We start from the raw sequence: 17,815 nt of genomic DNA, 5'->3' as shown, positions 1-17,815 counted from the left end.
AGGTGGGCAATAATTACATTTAAATGGGTAGGTGTTACATGCACCGGTTACATATGTTACACGCATTAAAAAGCCGGCATACGCCGGCTTTGGTAAATATGCTAAGTTACTTTTTCTTTTTAACTTTCGCTTTTTTCTTTGCTTTCATTTTTACCGGATCTTTGCGCTTTTTAACCGGTGGCTTAGCCTCTTTATGCTGAGGCTCAATGCCTTTAATTACACGGCGTTTAAGCTTCTGTTCAATGTAGCGTTCTACTTTGTACAAAATACCAATATCATGCGCTTCAACTAATGAAATAGCGATGCCTTTTTTACCTGCACGACCAGTACGGCCAATACGGTGAACATATACGTCGGCGGTACGTGGCATATCAAAGTTAATAACGTGGCTAATGTCAGATACGTCAATACCGCGAGCAGCTACATCTGTTGCAATTAATATTTTAGTGCGGCCACTATGAAAGTTTTCCATTGCTTTCATGCGCTTGTCTTGTGGCATTTCACCTCGCAGCCAAGCGGCTTTTACACCGTTATTAGTTAATTCACCAATGAGAGTTTCTAAACGTTCACGGGTTTTAACAAATACAATGGCTTTACTCACGTCTGGGCCGTTAAGGGTGTTGACTAAAAGCTCGAGTTTATGGTGGTAATCATCAGCAAGATGAACCCACTGGTGAATTTTAGCTTTTTCTTTACGAGACGACTCAGCTTCTAACAAAGCTGGATCGTTTAATGTGGTTTCTGCAAATCGCTCTACGCTGTCACCCTCAAGGGTTGCTGAGAATAAAAAGCACTGACGGCGATTTTTAGCTTCGTCACAAATACGGCTCATTTCTTTTTTGAAACCCATGTCTAGCATACGGTCGGCTTCATCAATAATAAGCATTTCGACATGTTCAGCATGAAAGTTTTCAGTTTCAAGGTATTCCATTAATCGCCCTGGAGTGGCAATTAACACGTCGTTATTTTTTTCAAAAATTTCTTTATGCGTTCCGTAGTTAATACCGCCGGTCACGACACCAATTTTTAGGTGCGTACGTTTGGCTAGTAACTCACATTGCTCATGAATTTGATAAGCCAGCTCACGTGTTGGCGTCATAATTAATACGCGGGCAAAACCAGGTTCACGGCGCGGAAAATCCAATAAGTATTGAATCGCAGGAATTAAAAATGCCGCTGTTTTACCTGTGCCAGTTGGCGCAGACGCTAAAATATCACGTCCCTGAAGAGCTTCAGGAATAGCTTGTTGTTGAATACTGGTTGGCTTCTCGTAGCCCATTTTATCAATGGCATCGAGTAATTTGGTATCAAGATCAAATTCAGAAAATTGCATAGAGTGTCTAAAATAGTGGACAATTACCTTGATTATACGCGCTATGCTGCGCTTGGTGAATGAAAAGGTGAAAAAATGTCTGGTTTTGCATTTAAACAATTTAAGGTTGAACACGACATCTGCGCAATGAAGGTTTCAACCGACGGCATTTTGCTTGGTGCGTGGGCAAACTTAGCTGGTGCAAACTCGTTACTAGACATTGGTACAGGCACGGGATTATTGGCGTTAATGTGTAAACAGCGCAGGCCAGCATTGAGTATTACTGCGGTTGAAATAGATGAAAACGCATACAATCAAGCATTACAAAACGTAGCAAATAGTCCGTGGCCCAATATAGCTATTAAGCATCAAACTATTCAAAGCTTTAATAGTGACGCTCCCTTTGATGTCATCATTTCTAATCCGCCTTACTTTAATCACAGTTTAAAAGGCAATAATGCCGCCCGAAACACTGCGCGTCACACCGATGGTTTGGGCTTTGAGGAGCTAATTAACGCGTTTAAGCGGCTTAGCCATTCACAGTCACGGTTTAGTTTAATACTGCCAAACACTGAGGCTTTAGTATTTATTGAGCTTGCTACTCAAAAAGGGCTTTATTTAAATGCACATTGCCAAGTAAAAGCGACACCTAGCAAACCCATAAGCCGCAGTTTAATGACGTTTAGTTATCTAGAATCACAAACCGACAATTCAACGCTATGCATTAGAGAGTTAAACAATAATTACACTACTGATTACATTACTTTGTGTAAGGCATTTTATTTAAAGATGGCGTAATTGTGAGGGGTATTATCTAATAATAAAGGATAGTTTACCCATAATGCATACGTATTCAGTTGTTATTTAATCAATCTCAGGACTAGTGTTAACCACTTGTAAATAACGTTGGGCATGTTGTTTAGCCCGCCAACATTTGGAAACACACACTATGAAGCTGAATAAAATGGTCACCACCGCCGGTTTAAGCCTAGGTTTGCTTTTGCCTAATCTTGCAGCTGCTGCACCCACTACGTTTGTTCATTTATTTGAATGGAGTTGGCCCGATGTTGCACAAGAATGCGAGCAGTTTTTAGGGCCAAAAGGGTATGCTGCTGTACAAGTGTCTCCGCCTAACGAGCATATTACAGGCAACCAATGGTGGACTCGCTATCAACCTGTGAGCTACCAACTGCAAAGCCGAGGCGGTAACCGAACGCAGTTTGTAGATATGGTTAACCGTTGTAAAAGTGCAGGGGTCGATATTTATGTAGATACCTTAATTAATCACATGGCGGCTGGCAGTGGTAATGGCGTTGCGGGTAGCACGTTTGGTAATAAACAATACCCAATTTATAGCCCACAAGACTTTCATGAAAGCTGTAGTATAAATCCAGAAGATTACGGTAATAATCGTTACCGCGTTCAAAACTGCGAGTTAGTAGGACTTGCTGATTTGAATACGTCTTCAAATTACGTGCAAAATACTCTCGCTGCTTATATTAACGACCTTCAGGCTATTGGAGTAAAAGGTTTTAGATTTGATGCGGCTAAACACGTAGCAGCTAGCGATATTCAAAGCCTTATGGCTAAAATAAATGGCTCGCCGTTAGTGTTTCATGAAGTGATTGATCAGGGAACAGAAGCCGTTGATGCCTCTGAGTATTTAGGTACAGGGCTAGTTACCGAGTTTAAATACAGTACACAACTCGGTAATACATTTAGAAACGGCTCGCTTGCATGGTTAAGTAATTTTGGTGAAGGGTGGGGCTTTATGCCAAGCTCGTCAGCGGTCGTATTTGTAGATAATCATGATAATCAGCGGGGGCATGGTGGTGCGGGTAACGTAATTACCTTTGAAGATGGCCGCTTATACGACCTAGCTAACGTATTTATGTTGGCGTATCCGTATGGCTATCCAAAAGTAATGTCGAGTTACGATTTCCATGGTGATACCGATGCGGGCGGGCCGAGTGTTCCCGTTCATAACAGCGGTAATTTAGAATGTTTTGCAAGCAATTGGAAATGTGAGCATCGTTGGTCATACATAGCGGGTGGCGTCGATTTTAGAAATAACACCGCCGACAACTGGGCTGTGACAAATTGGTGGGATAACACTAATAATCAGATTTCATTTGGCCGCGGTAGCTCAGGTCATATGGCCATTAACAAAGAAGACGCAGCGCTCAATGCCACTGTGCAAACAGACATGGCGCCTGGCCAATATTGTAATGTATTAAAAGGTGAATTATCGGGCGATGCTAAAAGTTGTAGCGGTGAGGTTATTACAGTTAATAGTAACGGCACTATTAATTTAAATGTGGCGCCTTGGGATGCGATGGCAATTCATAAAAACGCTAAGTTATCACAAGGTTCGACTTCAAATCCGAGTGGTGATTGGCAGCGTACCGTCATTTTTATTAACGCACAAACTCAAAGTGGGCAAGACATGTTTGTACGCGGCGGAATAGATCATACCTATGCAAATACAAATTTAGGTAGAAACTGTCAAACAACTAATATGGAATGTGCGATGCCTATTCGTCATAACAATTTAAAAAATGCCACTACAAGCCCATGGAAAGTAAACGATAACTATCTAGATTGGTACGGTATTGAAAGCGGGCAAAGCGCCCAGGCAGAAGGTACCGCAGCCGATTGGACTACAAACGTGTGGCCAAGTACATATGGTGCCCAAAAAACAGTGACTAATGACGGCTTTGGCGTTACGCCGCTTAATATTTGGGGCGAACACTATTGGATGCTGGATGTAGACATGGATTGCAGCAAAGCAGTAAATGGGTGGTTTGAGGTAAAAGCATTTGTTAAAAATGGCCAAGGCTGGGAAAGCGATATAAACCAAGCCAATACACCCTTTGCCAGCACTAACCATGTGGCACAATGTGGAAAAATAAATATGTTTGAATTTAATAGCTCAAATGTAGATATTCGTAACTTTTAAACTTATTCGTTAAATTTAGCGTTGCGCATTAAAACTAAAGCCAAACACCTAAGCGTGTTTGGCTTTTTACCACAAATAATATTGGTAATGTGTTAAATCGCGGTTTTATAGCGCGGCAAGTAGTGCTCTCAAGCAGTTAAAGCGTTTCGCCGTACTCGGTCATTACTTGCTCAACCCAGCTGGCTATGCGCTCATCGCTCAGCTCATATTGGCTGTCTTCGTCAAGGGCGAGCCCTACAAACTGTTTGCCATCTGGGGTGAGTGCCTTTGAGGCTTCAAATTCATAGCTGCTGTCGTTCGGCCAAAAGCCAAGTTGTGTAAATGTTTGTGTGTTTATTTCGTCGTGCAGCATACCTAGAGCGTCTTGAAACCACTGTCCGTAACCTTGTTGGTCGCCCATGCCAAATAAAGCAATGGTTTTACCATTTAGGTTTACGTCTTTTATGTCGTCCCATTTAGACTCCCAGTCTTCTTGTATTTCGCCAAAGTCCCATGTTGAAATACCAAAGATGATAAAGTCGTACTGCTCTGCATTTTTTAGTGGTTCGTCTTTAATATTGTGAAGGCTAACTATATCGTCACCAATAAGGTCACGTATTTTTTCTGCTGCCATTTCGGTGTAGCACGTAGTAGAGCCAAAAAATAAACCAATTTGCATCGTATTTATCACTGTGTAATTGCCTGATATGATAGGCTCAAGTTTACCGTAAGGTATTTTTAATTGATACCTTAGCAAAGCATGAGAGCATAATGTGACAACGCTATCTGACGATTTTTCAGAAAATAAAAGCAGTATGAGCACCAATAGCGACTACCTAGAAACCTTTTTAGATAGCCTTTATTTAGAGCAAGGTGTAAGCGAAAACACATTAAGTGCTTACCGAAGCGATTTAGATAAGTTTTGCCAGTTTTTAAAAGGCGAAAACTTAATGACGGTAACAGGGCACGACATTGAAAGCTACTTAGCGCATCGGGTTGATTTAGGCCTAAAGCCGCGCAGTACAGCGAGAAGTATCAGTGCGCTAAAACGGTTTTATCAGTACTTTGTGCGTGAAAAAATGATTACCGACACACCAATGCTAAATATTGCCCAACCCAAAGCGGGGCAATCTTTACCTAAAACACTTTCTGAAGCTGAAGTAGAAGCGCTTCTTAACGCCCCCAATACTGAAGAACCCATGGGGTTACGAGACAAAGCCATGCTTGAATTGCTTTATGCCACAGGCCTGCGTGTCAGTGAGTTGGTTGGGCTACGTATGGAGCAAATTAACTTACGCCAAGCGGTTGTGTTTGTAAAAGGTAAAGGCAACAAAGAACGTTTAGTGCCGCTGGGCGAAGAAGCCATGCATTGGCTTGAGCTTTTTTTAAAAGTGGGCCGCGCACAAATGATCAAACACGCCACCGACTTTGTATTCCCGTCAAAACGTGGTGTAGGCATGACTCGACAAACCTTTTGGCATAGAATCAAACACTATGCTATTTTGGCATCGGTTGAATCGCCATTATCACCCCACACATTGCGCCATGCATTTGCTACGCATTTATTAAATCACGGGGCCGATTTACGTGTTGTGCAAATGATGCTGGGACACAGCGACCTATCAACAACGCAAATTTATACTCATGTTGCTAATGAACGGTTAAAATCGGTACACGCGCAGCATCATCCGCGCGCTTAATTTGAAATTAAATAGTATTAAGCCGGTCAATATATTAAGTATTTTTAGGATAGAGAGAAGTTATGAAAAAATTAATGTTAGCAGGTGCCATGTTGTGCACAAGTATGAGTGCATTGGCAAATGACGTTGCAGTAACGCCAAATGCTAATGATCCTATTGTTACTAAGTTTGCGGCACTTGGCGTTACGGTTAAGCAAATAAATCCAAGCCCAGTAGCTGGTTTAAAAGAGCTAATTACAAACAAAGGCGTGTTATACGCAAGCCCAGACGGCCAGTTTTTAATGCAAGGCACGTTAATCGATTTAGACAACCGTAATAACCTAACAGAACAAGCTTTAAATAGCGTACGTGCTGAAGGTATTACAGAATACGAAGAGTCGATGATTGTGTACAAAGCACCAAACGAAAAACACAGCATCACTGTATTTACCGATATTAGCTGTGGTTATTGTCGTAAATTACACCGTGAGCTAAACGATTTACTTGATGCGGGTATTACCGTTAAGTACTTAGCGTTTCCCCGTGGTGGCCTACAAGGTTCAGGCTATGCAGATTTAATGAATGTATGGTGTGCAAAAGATCAGCAAGAGGCGTTAACAGAAGCTAAAGCTGGTGAGAGTACCACGGCAGTTGCAGGTTGTAGTGCACCCATTGCTGAACACTACCAGCTAGGCCAAAGCTTTGGTATTAGTGGCACGCCAGCCATTATTTTAGACGATGGCACAATGATCCCAGGTTACCAACCTGCTGCTGCATTAAAAGCAGCGTTAGATGCTAATAAAGCATCTTAATAACGTGTTTACGTTTACAAAAAGGCCTTAATGGCCTTTTTTTGTCTTTTTAATACGATTTAATAAGTTAAAAAAACTGCATGAAAAAACTGATCATTGCGCGCGAAAACGTTAACGACTCGCACTTACCGAGTCATTTGCATCCGGTAATAAAACAAATTTACGCGACTCGTCGTGTGGTTGATGCCCAAGAGCTCGATAACGGTGTTGCTACGCTTCACGATTATAAATTGTTTAAAGACATCGACAAAGCAAGTGCATTACTAGTCGATGCGCTTAAGGCGCAAAGTCACATTTTAATTGTGGGCGACTTTGATGCCGATGGCGCAACCAGTACTGCAACCTTAATGCAGGGGTTGCAAATGTTTGGTTTTCAAAATTTAGATTACCTCATTCCAGACCGCTTTAGCTTAGGTTATGGCTTAAGCCCCGCGCTGGCCGAACAAATAGTACAAATAAAGCCCGATTTAGTGATCACCGTAGATAACGGTATATCCTGTATTGCCGGTATTGATATTTTAAAATCGGTAGGTATAAAAGTGTTGGTTACAGATCACCATTTACAAGGTGAACAGCTTCCCAATGCCGATGCCATTGTAAATCCAAACAGACACGAATGTAACTTTCCGTCAAAGTCTATTGCTGGTGTAGGCGTTGCGTTTTACTTATTAATTGCACTAAGAAGCCTAATGCGCGAACAAGGTTACTTTACGCAACAAACACCGCCTAACTTAGCAAACTTATTAGACATAGTTGCACTGGGTACAGTCGCTGATGTAGTTGCACTTGATGCAAATAACCGAACATTAGTACACCAAGGCTTAGCGCGTATTCGCAGTGGTAAAACACGCCCAGGTATTACAGCACTTATTGAAGTGGCCAACAGAAATGCAGCGCGTTTAAGCGCCAGCGATTTTGGTTTTTCACTTGCGCCACGTTTAAACGCAGCAGGGCGACTAAACGACATGAGTTTGGGCATAGCGTGTTTACTGAGTAACGATATAAACCAAGCAAGGCGTATCGCAAGCGAACTCGACAGCTTAAACCATGCAAGGCGTGAAATAGAGCAAGGTATGCAAGCTGAAGCACAAGCCGTGCTTGATAGGCTTGCCTTTACCGACGATAACATTCCTGATGCTATTTGTTTGTTTCAAGATGACTGGCACCAAGGCGTAATTGGTATTTTGGCTGGCCGTTTAAAAGAAAAGTACCACCGCCCAACCGTTATTTTTGCCGGTGGTGAAAATGGCGAAATTAAAGGCTCGTGCCGCTCTATTGAAGGGCTACATATGCGTGACCTACTCGAAGGGTTAAATACCGCCACGCCCCATTTAATAAATAAGTTTGGTGGCCACGCAATGGCTGCGGGTTTAAGCATAGACGAGCAAAATTTTAACGACTTTAAAAACGCGTTTGATGCCGCAGTAAGTGCGCAATTAAGCGAAGAAAGTAAGCGTTGTATTGTATTTACCGACGGCGAGCTGCCAAACGACTGCTTTACCATGGAGTTTGCCCAATTATTAAAGCAATCAGGCCCATGGGGGCAGCAATTTCCAGAGCCTGTGTTTGAACATACCTTTGAATTAATTCAGCAACGTATTGTTGGTGAAAAGCATTTAAAACTGGTGCTTAAACATCAATCAGGGCGATTAGTTGACGCTATTGCTTTTGGTATAGACGTAAAAGAGTGGCCAGATACCGAAGCACGCTTTGTTAAAGTGGCTTATCAACTTGATATAAACGAGTTTAGAGGTAAATTTAGCTTGCAGCTAATTGTACGAGAGCTTGAAAAAGTGCACTAAAAAATATGCACAATACATGCATAAAAGGCTAATAAAGCGCGCGATTTTTTGTTAAAATCGGGCGTTTTTATCATTTGACGATAATTTATTGCGGATATTCCTCAAGTCGGGCCGTAATAATCTAGCCATTTTGGAGTAATGTACATGTTTGAAGTGAATCCTGTGATTAATCAAATCAAGGAAATTCGCGATCGTACTGAACTGCTTCGGGGGTACCTTTGACTACGCTCTTAAACAAGAGCGCCTAGAAGAAGTTAACGCCGAACTTGAAGATTCAGCTGTATGGAATGAACCTGAACGCGCACAGGCACTTGGCCGTGAAAAGTCAGCATTAGAGGCGGTTGTTGAAACAATCGACAACTTAGTTGCTGGCGCTGATGACGTTGAAGGTTTGCTTGAGCTTGCAATAGAAGCGGAAGACGAAGACACCTTTGACGAAGCAAATGCAGAGCTTGAAGGCCTAAACGAGCAATTAGAAGGTTTAGAGTTTCGTCGAATGTTTTCGGGCACTCACGACGCAAATGATGCATACCTTGATTTACAATCAGGTTCAGGCGGCACTGAAGCTCAAGACTGGTGTAACATGTTACTTCGCATGTACCTACGCTGGGGCGAAGCAAAAGGCTTTAAAGTTGAGCTAGTAGAAGCAACCGATGGCGATGTGGCCGGAATAAAAGGCGCAACAGTTCGCTTTGTTGGTGAATACGCTTACGGTTGGTTACGTACAGAAACAGGCGTACACCGTTTAGTTCGTAAAAGCCCATTTGACTCAAGTGGCCGTCGTCATACATCGTTTGCCTCTGCGTTTGTATACCCAGAGATAGACGACAACATTGAAATTGATATTAATCCGTCTGACTTACGTATAGACGTGTACCGTGCATCGGGCGCAGGTGGTCAGCACGTTAACACCACCGAATCGGCAGTACGTATTACTCACGTGCCTACAAACACGGTAGTGCAATGTCAAAACGAGCGTTCGCAGCATAAAAATAAAGCCCAAGCAATGAAGCAATTAAAAGCTAAATTATTTGAGCTTGAGCTACAGCAGCAAAATGCTGAAAAACAAACGCAAGAAGATGCAAAATCAGATATTGGTTGGGGCAGTCAAATTCGTTCATACGTTCTTGATGACTCGCGTATTAAAGATTTACGCACCGGCGTTGAAAACCGCAATACCCAATCGGTACTTGACGGTAACCTAGACAAATTTATTGAAGCCAGCCTTAAATCTGGCCTATAACCACCAAGCTAATAAAGAGCTAAAAAATGACTGATAAAATCCAAGACGAAAACAAGTTAATCGCTGAGCGTCGCGGCAAGTTAGATGCTATTCGCGAAAATTGCCCAGCCAACGGTCATCCAAACCAATTCCGTCGTGAACATTACACGGCTGATTTGCAAGCTGAGTTTGGTGATAAAACAAAAGAAGAATTAATTGAGCTACAGCACGTAGTATCAATTGCTGGTCGTATTCTTGCTAAGCGTGGTCCATTTATGTCTATTCAAGATATGAAAGGCCGAGTACAAGTTTACGCATCAAAAGACGTACAAAAAGACTTAAAAGCAAAATATGGTCAGCTTGATATTGGCGATATTATCGGTGTTAAAGGTCCACTTAATAAATCAGGCAAAGGCGATTTATACGTAGATATGGCCGAGTACGAATTACTTACTAAGTCACTACGCCCATTACCAGAAAAATTTCATGGCCTTTCAGACCAAGAAACAAAATACCGCCAACGTTATGTTGATTTAATTACTAACGAAGCAACGCGCGAAACGTTCCGTATCCGTTCACAAGTAGTTGAAGGTATTCGTCGTTTCTTAGCAGATCGTGACTTTATGGAAGTAGAAACGCCAATGCTGCAGGTTATTCCTGGCGGTGCATCTGCGCGTCCATTTGTGACTCATCATAACGCGCTTGATATCGACATGTATTTACGTATTGCGCCAGAGCTTTACCTTAAGCGTTTAGTGGTAGGTGGTTTTGACCGCGTATTTGAAATTAACCGTAACTTCCGTAACGAAGGGTTATCAACGCGTCACAACCCAGAATTCACTATGATTGAGTTCTACCAAGCATACGCCGATTACATCGACCTGATGAACATCACCGAAGACATGCTACGCACCGTTGCAACAAACGTTTTAGGCAGCCCAATTGTTGTTAATACAACGAAAGATGAAAACGGCGAAGTAATCGACTCAGTAGAGTACGACTTTGGTAAGCCGTTTGAGCGCCTAAGCATGGCTGATGCTATCTTAAAATATAACCCTGAGTTTGATGCTGCGGTATTTAATGACCCAGAAAATCACTTTGAAGAATTAAAAGCGTACGCGAAACAAGTGCACGTTAAAATTCCTGAAAACTGTGTTTGGGGCCCAGGCAAGTTTTTATGTGAAATATTTGAAGAAACGGCTGAGCACATGCTTATCCAACCTACATTTATTACAGGTTACCCATGGGAAGTGTCGCCGCTTGCACGTCGTAACGACGACAATGCATTTGTTACCGACCGCTTTGAATTTTTTGTTGGCGGACGTGAGCTTGCAAATGGTTTCTCGGAGCTTAACGATGCACAAGACCAAGCAGAACGCTTTACTCGCCAAGTTGAAGAAAAAGACGCAGGCGATGATGAGGCAATGCATTACGATGAAGATTACATACGCGCACTAGAGTACGGTTTACCACCTACTGCTGGTGAGGGTATTGGTATTGACCGATTAGTAATGTTGTTTACTGACTCATCTACAATTAAAGATGTTATTTTATTCCCGCATATGCGTCCGCAAGCTGACTAAGCTTAACGAAAATAACACCTTGAAACGCCGCTTAATTGCGGCGTTTTTGTTTTTACTTTGTTTATTCATAGCTAATAAGATCATTATTCATATATTAAGCTGTTGATATTTAGTTGTAATTTTTTATGAAAATTTTTATGTGTATATAACAAATTAATGAGTAACATTTAAACATTATGTTGTATTTTTGTAACTTTGTTAGCTACAATGCGGCCAAATTTTAAACGACCTAACTTTTAGGTGCTGTAAATAATAAAAACGGATTTACAAAATAATAAAATGACAGATAAAACTATCGAAGAGTCGGAAGAACTCAGTCAAACAGAGCGAGAGCGAGAAGCTTTTTACCGAGCATGCATTGCAGAGTTTCAACAACTAGGTTATCAAGAGCAGTACCTAGCTAGTTTAAAAGATAAATGCGTACCAACCGACGACACACATACGCCTAACGAAGAGAGTTAATTAGCTTAAAAATTAGGCTTCTTTAATATAAAAACATAACATATGTGTGTTCTGTAACCATATAGACACTTTTGATAGAAAAGTGTTTGACATATTTTCTGAAATCTTTATTATACGCCCCACAAGACGGAGAGGTGTCCGAGTGGCCGAAGGAGCTCCCCTGCTAAGGGAGTATAGAGTTTGTAGCTCTATCGAGGGTTCGAATCCCTCCCTCTCCACCATTTTTTAAATGGCGAAATCTTGTAAACGTAAAGATGGGCGCATAGCTCAGCTGGATAGAGTACCTGGCTACGAACCAGGCGGTCGGAGGTTCGAATCCTCCTGCGCCCACCACTCTTTACACACTCTGCTTAGAGTATAAAAAAGCAAATAGTAAAAGTGGGCGCATAGCTCAGCTGGATAGAGTACCTGGCTACGAACCAGGCGGTCGGAGGTTCGAATCCTCCTGCGCCCACCACTTTTACACACTCTGCTTAGAGTATAAACAAGTAAAAAAGAATGAAAGTGGGCGCATAGCTCAGCTGGATAGAGTACCTGGCTACGAACCAGGCGGTCGGAGGTTCGAATCCTCCTGCGCCCACCACTTTCTATTACTATTAAAGTTAATAGAAAAGAAACCGACGAAAGTCGGTTTTTTTATGCCTGAAATAAATCAAAGCGTGGATGTGGATAAAGCAACCTACTGCGAATCAAGCAGTCGGAGGTTCACTCTTAGAAGGTACGTCCTGCGCCCACCACTTTCATACATAAGCCGACGCTAAGTCGGTTTTTTTGTGCCTGAAATTTGAGAAAGTTTTCAGATTTCAGTTAAACCAAACAAACACCCCCGTTAAAAACTTCAGCGTAGACGCAGAACTTGTTCGCGTGAGAGGCGAAGCTTCTAGTTACTTACGTATCTACCCAAAACCATTTACGAGCGATGCTCGTCGCGCCAGCAAGCTAAGCGCCTTCGGGTTAACCTTAAACTGTGAGGTAAATTATTGTAGACGCAGAACTTGTTCGCGTGAGAAGCGAAGCTTCTAATTACTTACGTATCTACCCAAAACTATTTACGAGCGATGCTCGTCGCGCCAGCAAGCTAAGCGCCTACGGGTGACCCTTAAACTGTGGGTTAAATTATTGTATACGCAGAACGTGCTCACGTGAGAAGCGTAGCTTCTAATTACTTATGTATCAACTCAAAAGCATTCGCTGCTCTTTAACTTAAGCTGTGGTATTTTAAACACCTTGTTTAAAAGGATCTTGCTGTATGTTTAAAACCGTATTTTTTATATTTTTATTGAGTTTAAGTGCGCTTTTTACTATTACCACACACGCGAATGAAGCAAAGGATTCAGTAACCGTAGGGGCTGAACAGCCGGCAGTGTACTTACCGCAATTACAAAATAAACGTGTTGGGTTAGTGGTAAATCAAACCTCTTTAGTAGGGCAAGCACACTTGGTTGACAGCCTGCTTAGTAAAAATATAAACATAATCAAAATTTTTGCACCCGAGCACGGCTTTAGAGGCGATCACGACGCCGGTGCTCATGTTAAAAACGCCATAGATAGCAAAACCGGTATCCCGCTTGTTTCTATTTATGGCAAAAATAAAAAGCCAAGCGCTGAAGCTCTTAGTAATGTAGATGTTATTGTTTTTGATATTCAAGATGTAGGCGTGCGCTTTTATACCTACATAAGCTCTATGCATTACATGATGGAGGCTGCTGCTGAACAAGGTGTTGAATTTATAGTGCTTGATAGGCCAAACCCCAATATTGCCTATATTGACGGGCCAATTCTTGAGCGCGAATTTAAATCGTTTGTAGGCATGCACCTAATCCCAGTATTGCATGGAATGACGGTAGGCGAGCTGGCTTACATGATCAAAGGCGAGGGCTGGATCAATAAAGCCACCGATCTAAAGCTCACCGTGATCCCCGTTTATCGTTACACACGCACAACCAGTTATAGCTTACCTGTAAAACCCAGCCCTAATTTACCAAACGATCAATCAATCGCGCTTTACCCATCGCTGTGCTTTTTTGAAGCAACTCCTGTGAGTATTGGCCGCGGCACCGATTTTGCGTTTCAAGTTATTGGTTATTCGCCGGTAAAATTAGGGGATTTTAATTTTACACCGCGGGCTATTAAAGGCGCCGCTTTAAACCCTAAATTTAAAAATACAACAGTACATGGCCTTGATTTAAGACAAGTAAACGCCGAAGGGCTAAATTTAACGTACTTAATAAACGCCTACGCCACCCTTAATAAAGATAACGTCGACTTTTTTGAACGCGCTGGTTTTATGGATAAGTTGGCAGGTACTAATAAACTGCGTTTAGCTATAGAGGCAGGGCAGTCGGTTGAGCAAATAAGGCAAAGCTGGCAACGCGGCCTTACACAATTTAAAGCGCAACGAGCGCCTTATTTGTTATATGAGTAAGGCTTAACCATGTTATTTATTTTAAAAAATACTCGCTTCATAAAAAACGCATGGTTAGCCGCTTTGAGTTTAATTATTGTAGGCTGCAGTAGTACACATAATTCATTAAAATCGCAGCCATTGCTGACTAAAAGTCAGCTAATAGAGCTGCCAAACGCACAAGTTGTAGCCAGCTTTCCTGAGCCAAATCCAAGTAGCCGGTTTTATGTAAATAACCGTGGCACATTTAAAGCGTATAAAGGGCGCGGCCAATTATTAATACAAAACCACAGCGCCGAAAGTGCCGATATTTACATAAACAATCAAAAACTTGCTACCAATACGTTAACCACTAATACGCTTTATAATTACAGCTTAGCGGCGCATACTCATAATGGGGTAAACACATTTAAGGTAGAAAATATTTTACCTAAAGGCGCAAGCTTAACGCTGCGTTTTGCATTTCCTACACTAAATTTAACGCCTAATAAGCCAGTTGATTTTACTGACGTTGATGAACTCATTGAGCGTGATATTAAAGCGGGGTTTCCTGGTGCGGTGCTGGCGGTTGTTAAAAATGGCGAGCTAATAAAACTCACAGCTTATGGTGATGCAAAGCAGTACCAGCAAAACGATCTAATGTTACTTCGCCCAGAGCCTATGCAAACCAATACTCTATTCGACTTAGCTTCAAACACTAAAATATTTGCCACTAACTTTGCACTCATGAAACTAATAAGCGAAGGGCAACTCAATATAAACAACCCCGTGCAAAGTTATTTAACAGAATACACCGGCGGTGGGCGAGAGCAACGCACAGTAAAAGAGTTACTTACTCATAGCGCAGGCTACCCACCCGTGTTTGATTTTCACCGAAAAGATACACAGCAAGGCGATGCATTTTATTCTCAAAATAGCCAAACCACTAAACAGCTTTTGCTCACCAAAGTGCCGCTTAATAACAAAAAACCAATGCAACATGTGTATTCTGATATTGATTACATGATTTTAGGTGTATTGGTTGAGCGCATAACAGGGCAGCCACTAGACGAGTACTTAGAGCAGCACGTTTATACACCTCTTGCACTGAGTAACACGCTATTTAACCCACTTAAAAAAGGCTTTGAGCGTAGTCAATTTGCAGCCACCGAACTTAGCGGCAACACCCGCGATGGGCGTATTACTTTTGATAATATTCGAACACATGTGTTGCAAGGCCAAGTTCATGACGAACGCGCATTTTACTCGTTTGGCGGCGTTGCTGGGCATGCCGGGTTATTTAGTAACGCCCACGACTTAGCTGTACTTTGCCAGCTATTATTAAATAATGGCGGCTACGGCGAACAACAATTATTTAGTGCAAGTGCCTTAGCGCAGTTTTTAACGCCGCAAAGCACTAACGAAACGTACGGCCTAGGTTTTAGGCTTGCAGGTAATAACCAAGCACGGCGTTGGCACTTTGGCCCTTATGCCAGCGCACAAGCGTATGGCCATACCGGTTGGACAGGCACCGTAACAGTAATCGATCCCGCTTACGACTTGGCCATTGTTTTGCTTACTAACGCGCGCCACACTGCAATTAAAGGCACACAAAAACGTTATGAATTTACAGGCAAACAATTCGAAACCGCACAATACGGATCTGTGGTATCGCTTGTTTACGAAGCGCTGTTAAATCAATAAATTATCGTATAGGTTAAAATGGGCTAATACAGTTACGCCCAATGGCTTATTTGCAGGTGACTTGGCAACATCAATCCATTAAGCTAGGCGGTTTACTCCATTAAGCCACTTTTTAAGTTTTGGGCTTAACATATAAGCGTTTAAGCGCGGGTTGTTAATAATTAAGGCTAACTTTTTATGCATTGGTATTCTATTTTACCGCCGCTAATTGCGATTGCTATCGTGTTTTGGCGCAAAGAAGTCATTATGGCGCTGCTAGTTGCCGTGGCGTCTTCTGAGTTTTTACTTGCCCTACAAGGGGAAGGAAATAGCGTATTTACAACATTTTTAAATACCATAGAGCGTATTATTTCTGTGGCAAGTTCGCCGGGTAACAGCCGCATACTCATATTTAGTATTTTAATAGGTGCTTTACTTGCCTACATTCGCGAATCTGGCGGTGTGGCGGCAACGGTTAACTTATTAATGAACAAAGGGGTTGCAAAAGGTAAACGCCAAGTTGGTTTTTTAACTATGTTTACTGGTGTTGCGGTGTTTATAGAGTCAAACCTAAGTGTGCTTACGTCGGGTATTTTGTCGCGCGGCCTATTCGACAAATTTAAAATGAGCCGTGCTCGCCTTGCTTATATTATTGATAGTACCAGCGCGCCTGTGTGTATTTTAATACTACTTAACGGCTGGGGGGCATTTGTACTGGGCTTATTAGGTAATTACGAATTGGGCGAATCGGCGGTATCGGTATTGTGGGGCAGCGTTGGGTATAACTTTTACGCCATAATTACCTTGGTTATTGTTTTTTACACCATTGCATTTGATAAAGTACACGGCCCAATGAAAGAGGCCGAACAAAAATTAGAGCTACAAACAAACGAGCTAAAAGAAGAAGTAAAAGGCTCTAAAGCGCGCTTTATGTTAGTGCCATTATTTACGCTAATTGCCAGCATGGTAGGCTTTATGTTTTACACTGGTAACGGTGTGTTGGCAGAAGGTAGCGGCTCTAAATCGGTATTATATGCAACTGTGCTCGCGATTGTGGTTGCTTACTTACTAATGATTAGTTCGCGCCAATTTACCCACCACCAATTGGTTGATACTGGCTTTAAAGGCATGGGTGAATTACTCCCGTTAGTAAGCATTGTTTTGCTTTCGCTTACGCTAGGTGCAAGCTTAAAAGAGCTAGGTACGGGTGTGTTTGTTGCGTCATTGGTGGGCGACTACTTACCTATTTACTTAATAGTGCCTGTGCTGTTTTTAACAGGGGCGGTTATGTCGTTTACTACAGGCACATCGTGGGGCACGTTTGCCATACTTATTCCTATTGGCGTACCGCTCATACAAGCACTGGGTTTACCACCTTCATTGGTGGTCGGTGCTATTTTAGGCGGCGGTATATTTGGCGATCACTGTTCGCCTATATCCGACACCAGCGCTGTGTCGGCGCTTGCATCGGGGTGTGACCTACTCACTCACGTTAAAACCCAGCTACCGTACGCGTTATTTGGTGGCGCACTGACCTTTATTGCTTATTTGGTTATTAGCATTATTGTGCTGTAAAAACTCGGAATTGAAATATTTAAAAGCCTGCTTAATCGCAGGCTTTTTTGTTGCGCTGGCGACCACAGCCAAAGAGGGGGGGGCCGCTGGCCCCTCTCTGAACTCTCCTAGCGCCACCCGAGCATCAAGCTTAATCCTTCAAACTGTAATAGATGTGAACGTAAACGGCGAAGATAGGCCATCCATGGCCTAGTTTCGCCTTATCGCGCATTGCCTACATGGATGTAGGTACTTAGGATTTGTCGGGAACAAAACCCTGCCATGCGCGATATTACTCATTAATTACTTATTTTCAGGGCGTGATGGCGGGGGAAGGGGTTAAACGTGAGTCTGGTTATTGGTTTTGGCTAGATACAAGATCTGC

The 17,815-nt window shown here is 42.4% G+C and carries 13 protein-coding genes and 4 tRNA genes; 15 read left to right on the top strand and 2 right to left on the bottom strand.

What is annotated here, in order from left to right; all coding sequences use genetic code 11:
* Nucleotides 1-106 precede the first annotated feature (106 nt).
* A complete protein-coding gene (gene srmB / locus PMAN_RS12055) occupies nucleotides 107-1,333 on the bottom strand; it encodes an ATP-dependent RNA helicase SrmB (protein ID WP_006793145.1) in 1,227 nt (408 codons plus the stop codon).
* Nucleotides 1,334-1,408: 75 nt separating this feature from the next.
* Between srmB and PMAN_RS12050 the strand changes: the two genes are divergently transcribed.
* The gene (locus tag PMAN_RS12050) at nucleotides 1,409-2,110 is read left to right on the top strand and encodes a tRNA1(Val) (adenine(37)-N6)-methyltransferase (RefSeq protein ID WP_010556556.1); all 702 of its coding nucleotides are present in this window, start codon (nucleotides 1,409-1,411) and stop codon (nucleotides 2,108-2,110) included.
* Nucleotides 2,111-2,261: 151 nt separating this feature from the next.
* Nucleotides 2,262-4,271 carry an alpha-amylase gene (locus PMAN_RS12045; protein WP_010556555.1) on the top strand — a complete coding sequence of 670 codons (2,010 nt, stop codon included), beginning with the start codon at nucleotides 2,262-2,264 and terminating at the stop codon, nucleotides 4,269-4,271.
* 136 nt (nucleotides 4,272-4,407) lie between these two features.
* On the opposite strand, the gene fldB is transcribed toward PMAN_RS12045, so the two are convergent.
* Nucleotides 4,408-4,929: a flavodoxin FldB gene (gene fldB / locus PMAN_RS12040; protein WP_006793142.1), complete on the bottom strand. Its 522-nt coding sequence runs from the start codon at nucleotides 4,927-4,929 to the stop codon at nucleotides 4,408-4,410.
* Nucleotides 4,930-5,023: 94 nt separating this feature from the next.
* On the opposite strand from fldB, the gene xerD reads away from it, so the two are divergent.
* The 13 genes from xerD to PMAN_RS11975 all read left to right on the top strand — a co-directional run bounded on the left by xerD (nucleotide 5,024) and on the right by PMAN_RS11975 (nucleotide 17,451).
* The gene (xerD, locus tag PMAN_RS12035; RefSeq protein WP_033035088.1) at nucleotides 5,024-5,950 is read left to right on the top strand and encodes a site-specific tyrosine recombinase XerD; all 927 of its coding nucleotides are present in this window, start codon (nucleotides 5,024-5,026) and stop codon (nucleotides 5,948-5,950) included.
* Between the two features lie 62 nt (nucleotides 5,951-6,012).
* On the top strand, nucleotides 6,013-6,741 hold the full coding sequence (gene dsbC, locus PMAN_RS12030) for a bifunctional protein-disulfide isomerase/oxidoreductase DsbC (protein WP_006793140.1): 729 nt from the start codon (nucleotides 6,013-6,015) through the stop codon (nucleotides 6,739-6,741).
* Nucleotides 6,742-6,821: 80 nt separating this feature from the next.
* A complete protein-coding gene (gene recJ, locus PMAN_RS12025; protein WP_010556553.1) occupies nucleotides 6,822-8,543 on the top strand; it encodes a single-stranded-DNA-specific exonuclease RecJ in 1,722 nt (573 codons plus the stop codon).
* A 144-nt stretch (nucleotides 8,544-8,687) separates the two neighbouring features.
* A protein-coding gene (prfB, locus tag PMAN_RS12020) for a peptide chain release factor 2 (RefSeq protein WP_096801177.1) occupies nucleotides 8,688-9,786 on the top strand; the annotation gives its coding sequence in 2 pieces (ribosomal slippage) (nucleotides 8,688-8,762 and nucleotides 8,764-9,786; 1,098 coding nt in all).
* 26 nt (nucleotides 9,787-9,812) lie between these two features.
* Entirely contained in the window at nucleotides 9,813-11,348 is a 1,536-nt protein-coding gene (lysS, locus tag PMAN_RS12015) for a lysine--tRNA ligase (protein WP_006793137.1), read from the top strand.
* A gap of 279 nt (nucleotides 11,349-11,627) precedes the next feature.
* The gene (locus PMAN_RS12010; RefSeq protein ID WP_010556551.1) at nucleotides 11,628-11,810 is read left to right on the top strand and encodes a hypothetical protein; all 183 of its coding nucleotides are present in this window, start codon (nucleotides 11,628-11,630) and stop codon (nucleotides 11,808-11,810) included.
* Nucleotides 11,811-11,938: 128 nt separating this feature from the next.
* Nucleotides 11,939-12,031, top strand: a tRNA-Ser gene (locus tag PMAN_RS12005).
* 35 nt (nucleotides 12,032-12,066) lie between these two features.
* Nucleotides 12,067-12,143 (top strand) — tRNA-Arg (locus PMAN_RS12000).
* A gap of 47 nt (nucleotides 12,144-12,190) precedes the next feature.
* Nucleotides 12,191-12,267, top strand: a tRNA-Arg gene (locus tag PMAN_RS11995).
* A 49-nt stretch (nucleotides 12,268-12,316) separates the two neighbouring features.
* Nucleotides 12,317-12,393, top strand: a tRNA-Arg gene (locus tag PMAN_RS11990).
* A 666-nt stretch (nucleotides 12,394-13,059) separates the two neighbouring features.
* Nucleotides 13,060-14,235: an exo-beta-N-acetylmuramidase NamZ family protein gene (locus tag PMAN_RS11985; RefSeq protein ID WP_010556550.1), complete on the top strand. Its 1,176-nt coding sequence runs from the start codon at nucleotides 13,060-13,062 to the stop codon at nucleotides 14,233-14,235.
* A gap of 9 nt (nucleotides 14,236-14,244) precedes the next feature.
* Nucleotides 14,245-15,897: a penicillin binding protein PBP4B gene (gene pbp4b, locus PMAN_RS11980; RefSeq protein ID WP_010556549.1), complete on the top strand. Its 1,653-nt coding sequence runs from the start codon at nucleotides 14,245-14,247 to the stop codon at nucleotides 15,895-15,897.
* A gap of 177 nt (nucleotides 15,898-16,074) precedes the next feature.
* Nucleotides 16,075-17,451 carry a Na+/H+ antiporter NhaC family protein gene (locus PMAN_RS11975; RefSeq protein WP_006794362.1) on the top strand — a complete coding sequence of 459 codons (1,377 nt, stop codon included), beginning with the start codon at nucleotides 16,075-16,077 and terminating at the stop codon, nucleotides 17,449-17,451.
* Nucleotides 17,452-17,815: the final 364 nt, after the last annotated feature.

The organism is Pseudoalteromonas marina (assembly GCF_000238335.3).
GTDB classification, from domain to species: domain Bacteria; phylum Pseudomonadota; class Gammaproteobacteria; order Enterobacterales; family Alteromonadaceae; genus Pseudoalteromonas; species Pseudoalteromonas marina.
Note: the sequence above shows the minus strand (reverse complement) of the source record. Positions and strands in the feature narration are given on the sequence as shown.

What these genes read in the sequence shown, in the direction of transcription:
- PMAN_RS11985 (WP_010556550.1), top strand. Translation starts at nt 13,060, where the DNA reads ATGTTTAAAACCGTATTTTTTATATTTTTATTGAGTTTAAGTGCGCTT.
- dsbC (WP_006793140.1), top strand. Translation starts at nt 6,013, where the DNA reads ATGAAAAAATTAATGTTAGCAGGTGCCATGTTGTGCACAAGTATGAGT.
- PMAN_RS12045 (WP_010556555.1), top strand. Translation starts at nt 2,262, where the DNA reads ATGAAGCTGAATAAAATGGTCACCACCGCCGGTTTAAGCCTAGGTTTG.
- PMAN_RS12010 (WP_010556551.1), top strand. Translation starts at nt 11,628, where the DNA reads ATGACAGATAAAACTATCGAAGAGTCGGAAGAACTCAGTCAAACAGAG.
- recJ (WP_010556553.1), top strand. Translation starts at nt 6,822, where the DNA reads ATGAAAAAACTGATCATTGCGCGCGAAAACGTTAACGACTCGCACTTA.
- PMAN_RS11975 (WP_006794362.1), top strand. Translation starts at nt 16,075, where the DNA reads ATGCATTGGTATTCTATTTTACCGCCGCTAATTGCGATTGCTATCGTG.
- PMAN_RS12050 (WP_010556556.1), top strand. Translation starts at nt 1,409, where the DNA reads ATGTCTGGTTTTGCATTTAAACAATTTAAGGTTGAACACGACATCTGC.
- srmB (WP_006793145.1), bottom strand. Translation starts at nt 1,333, where the DNA reads ATGCAATTTTCTGAATTTGATCTTGATACCAAATTACTCGATGCCATT.
- lysS (WP_006793137.1), top strand. Translation starts at nt 9,813, where the DNA reads ATGACTGATAAAATCCAAGACGAAAACAAGTTAATCGCTGAGCGTCGC.
- pbp4b (WP_010556549.1), top strand. Translation starts at nt 14,245, where the DNA reads ATGTTATTTATTTTAAAAAATACTCGCTTCATAAAAAACGCATGGTTA.
- fldB (WP_006793142.1), bottom strand. Translation starts at nt 4,929, where the DNA reads ATGCAAATTGGTTTATTTTTTGGCTCTACTACGTGCTACACCGAAATG.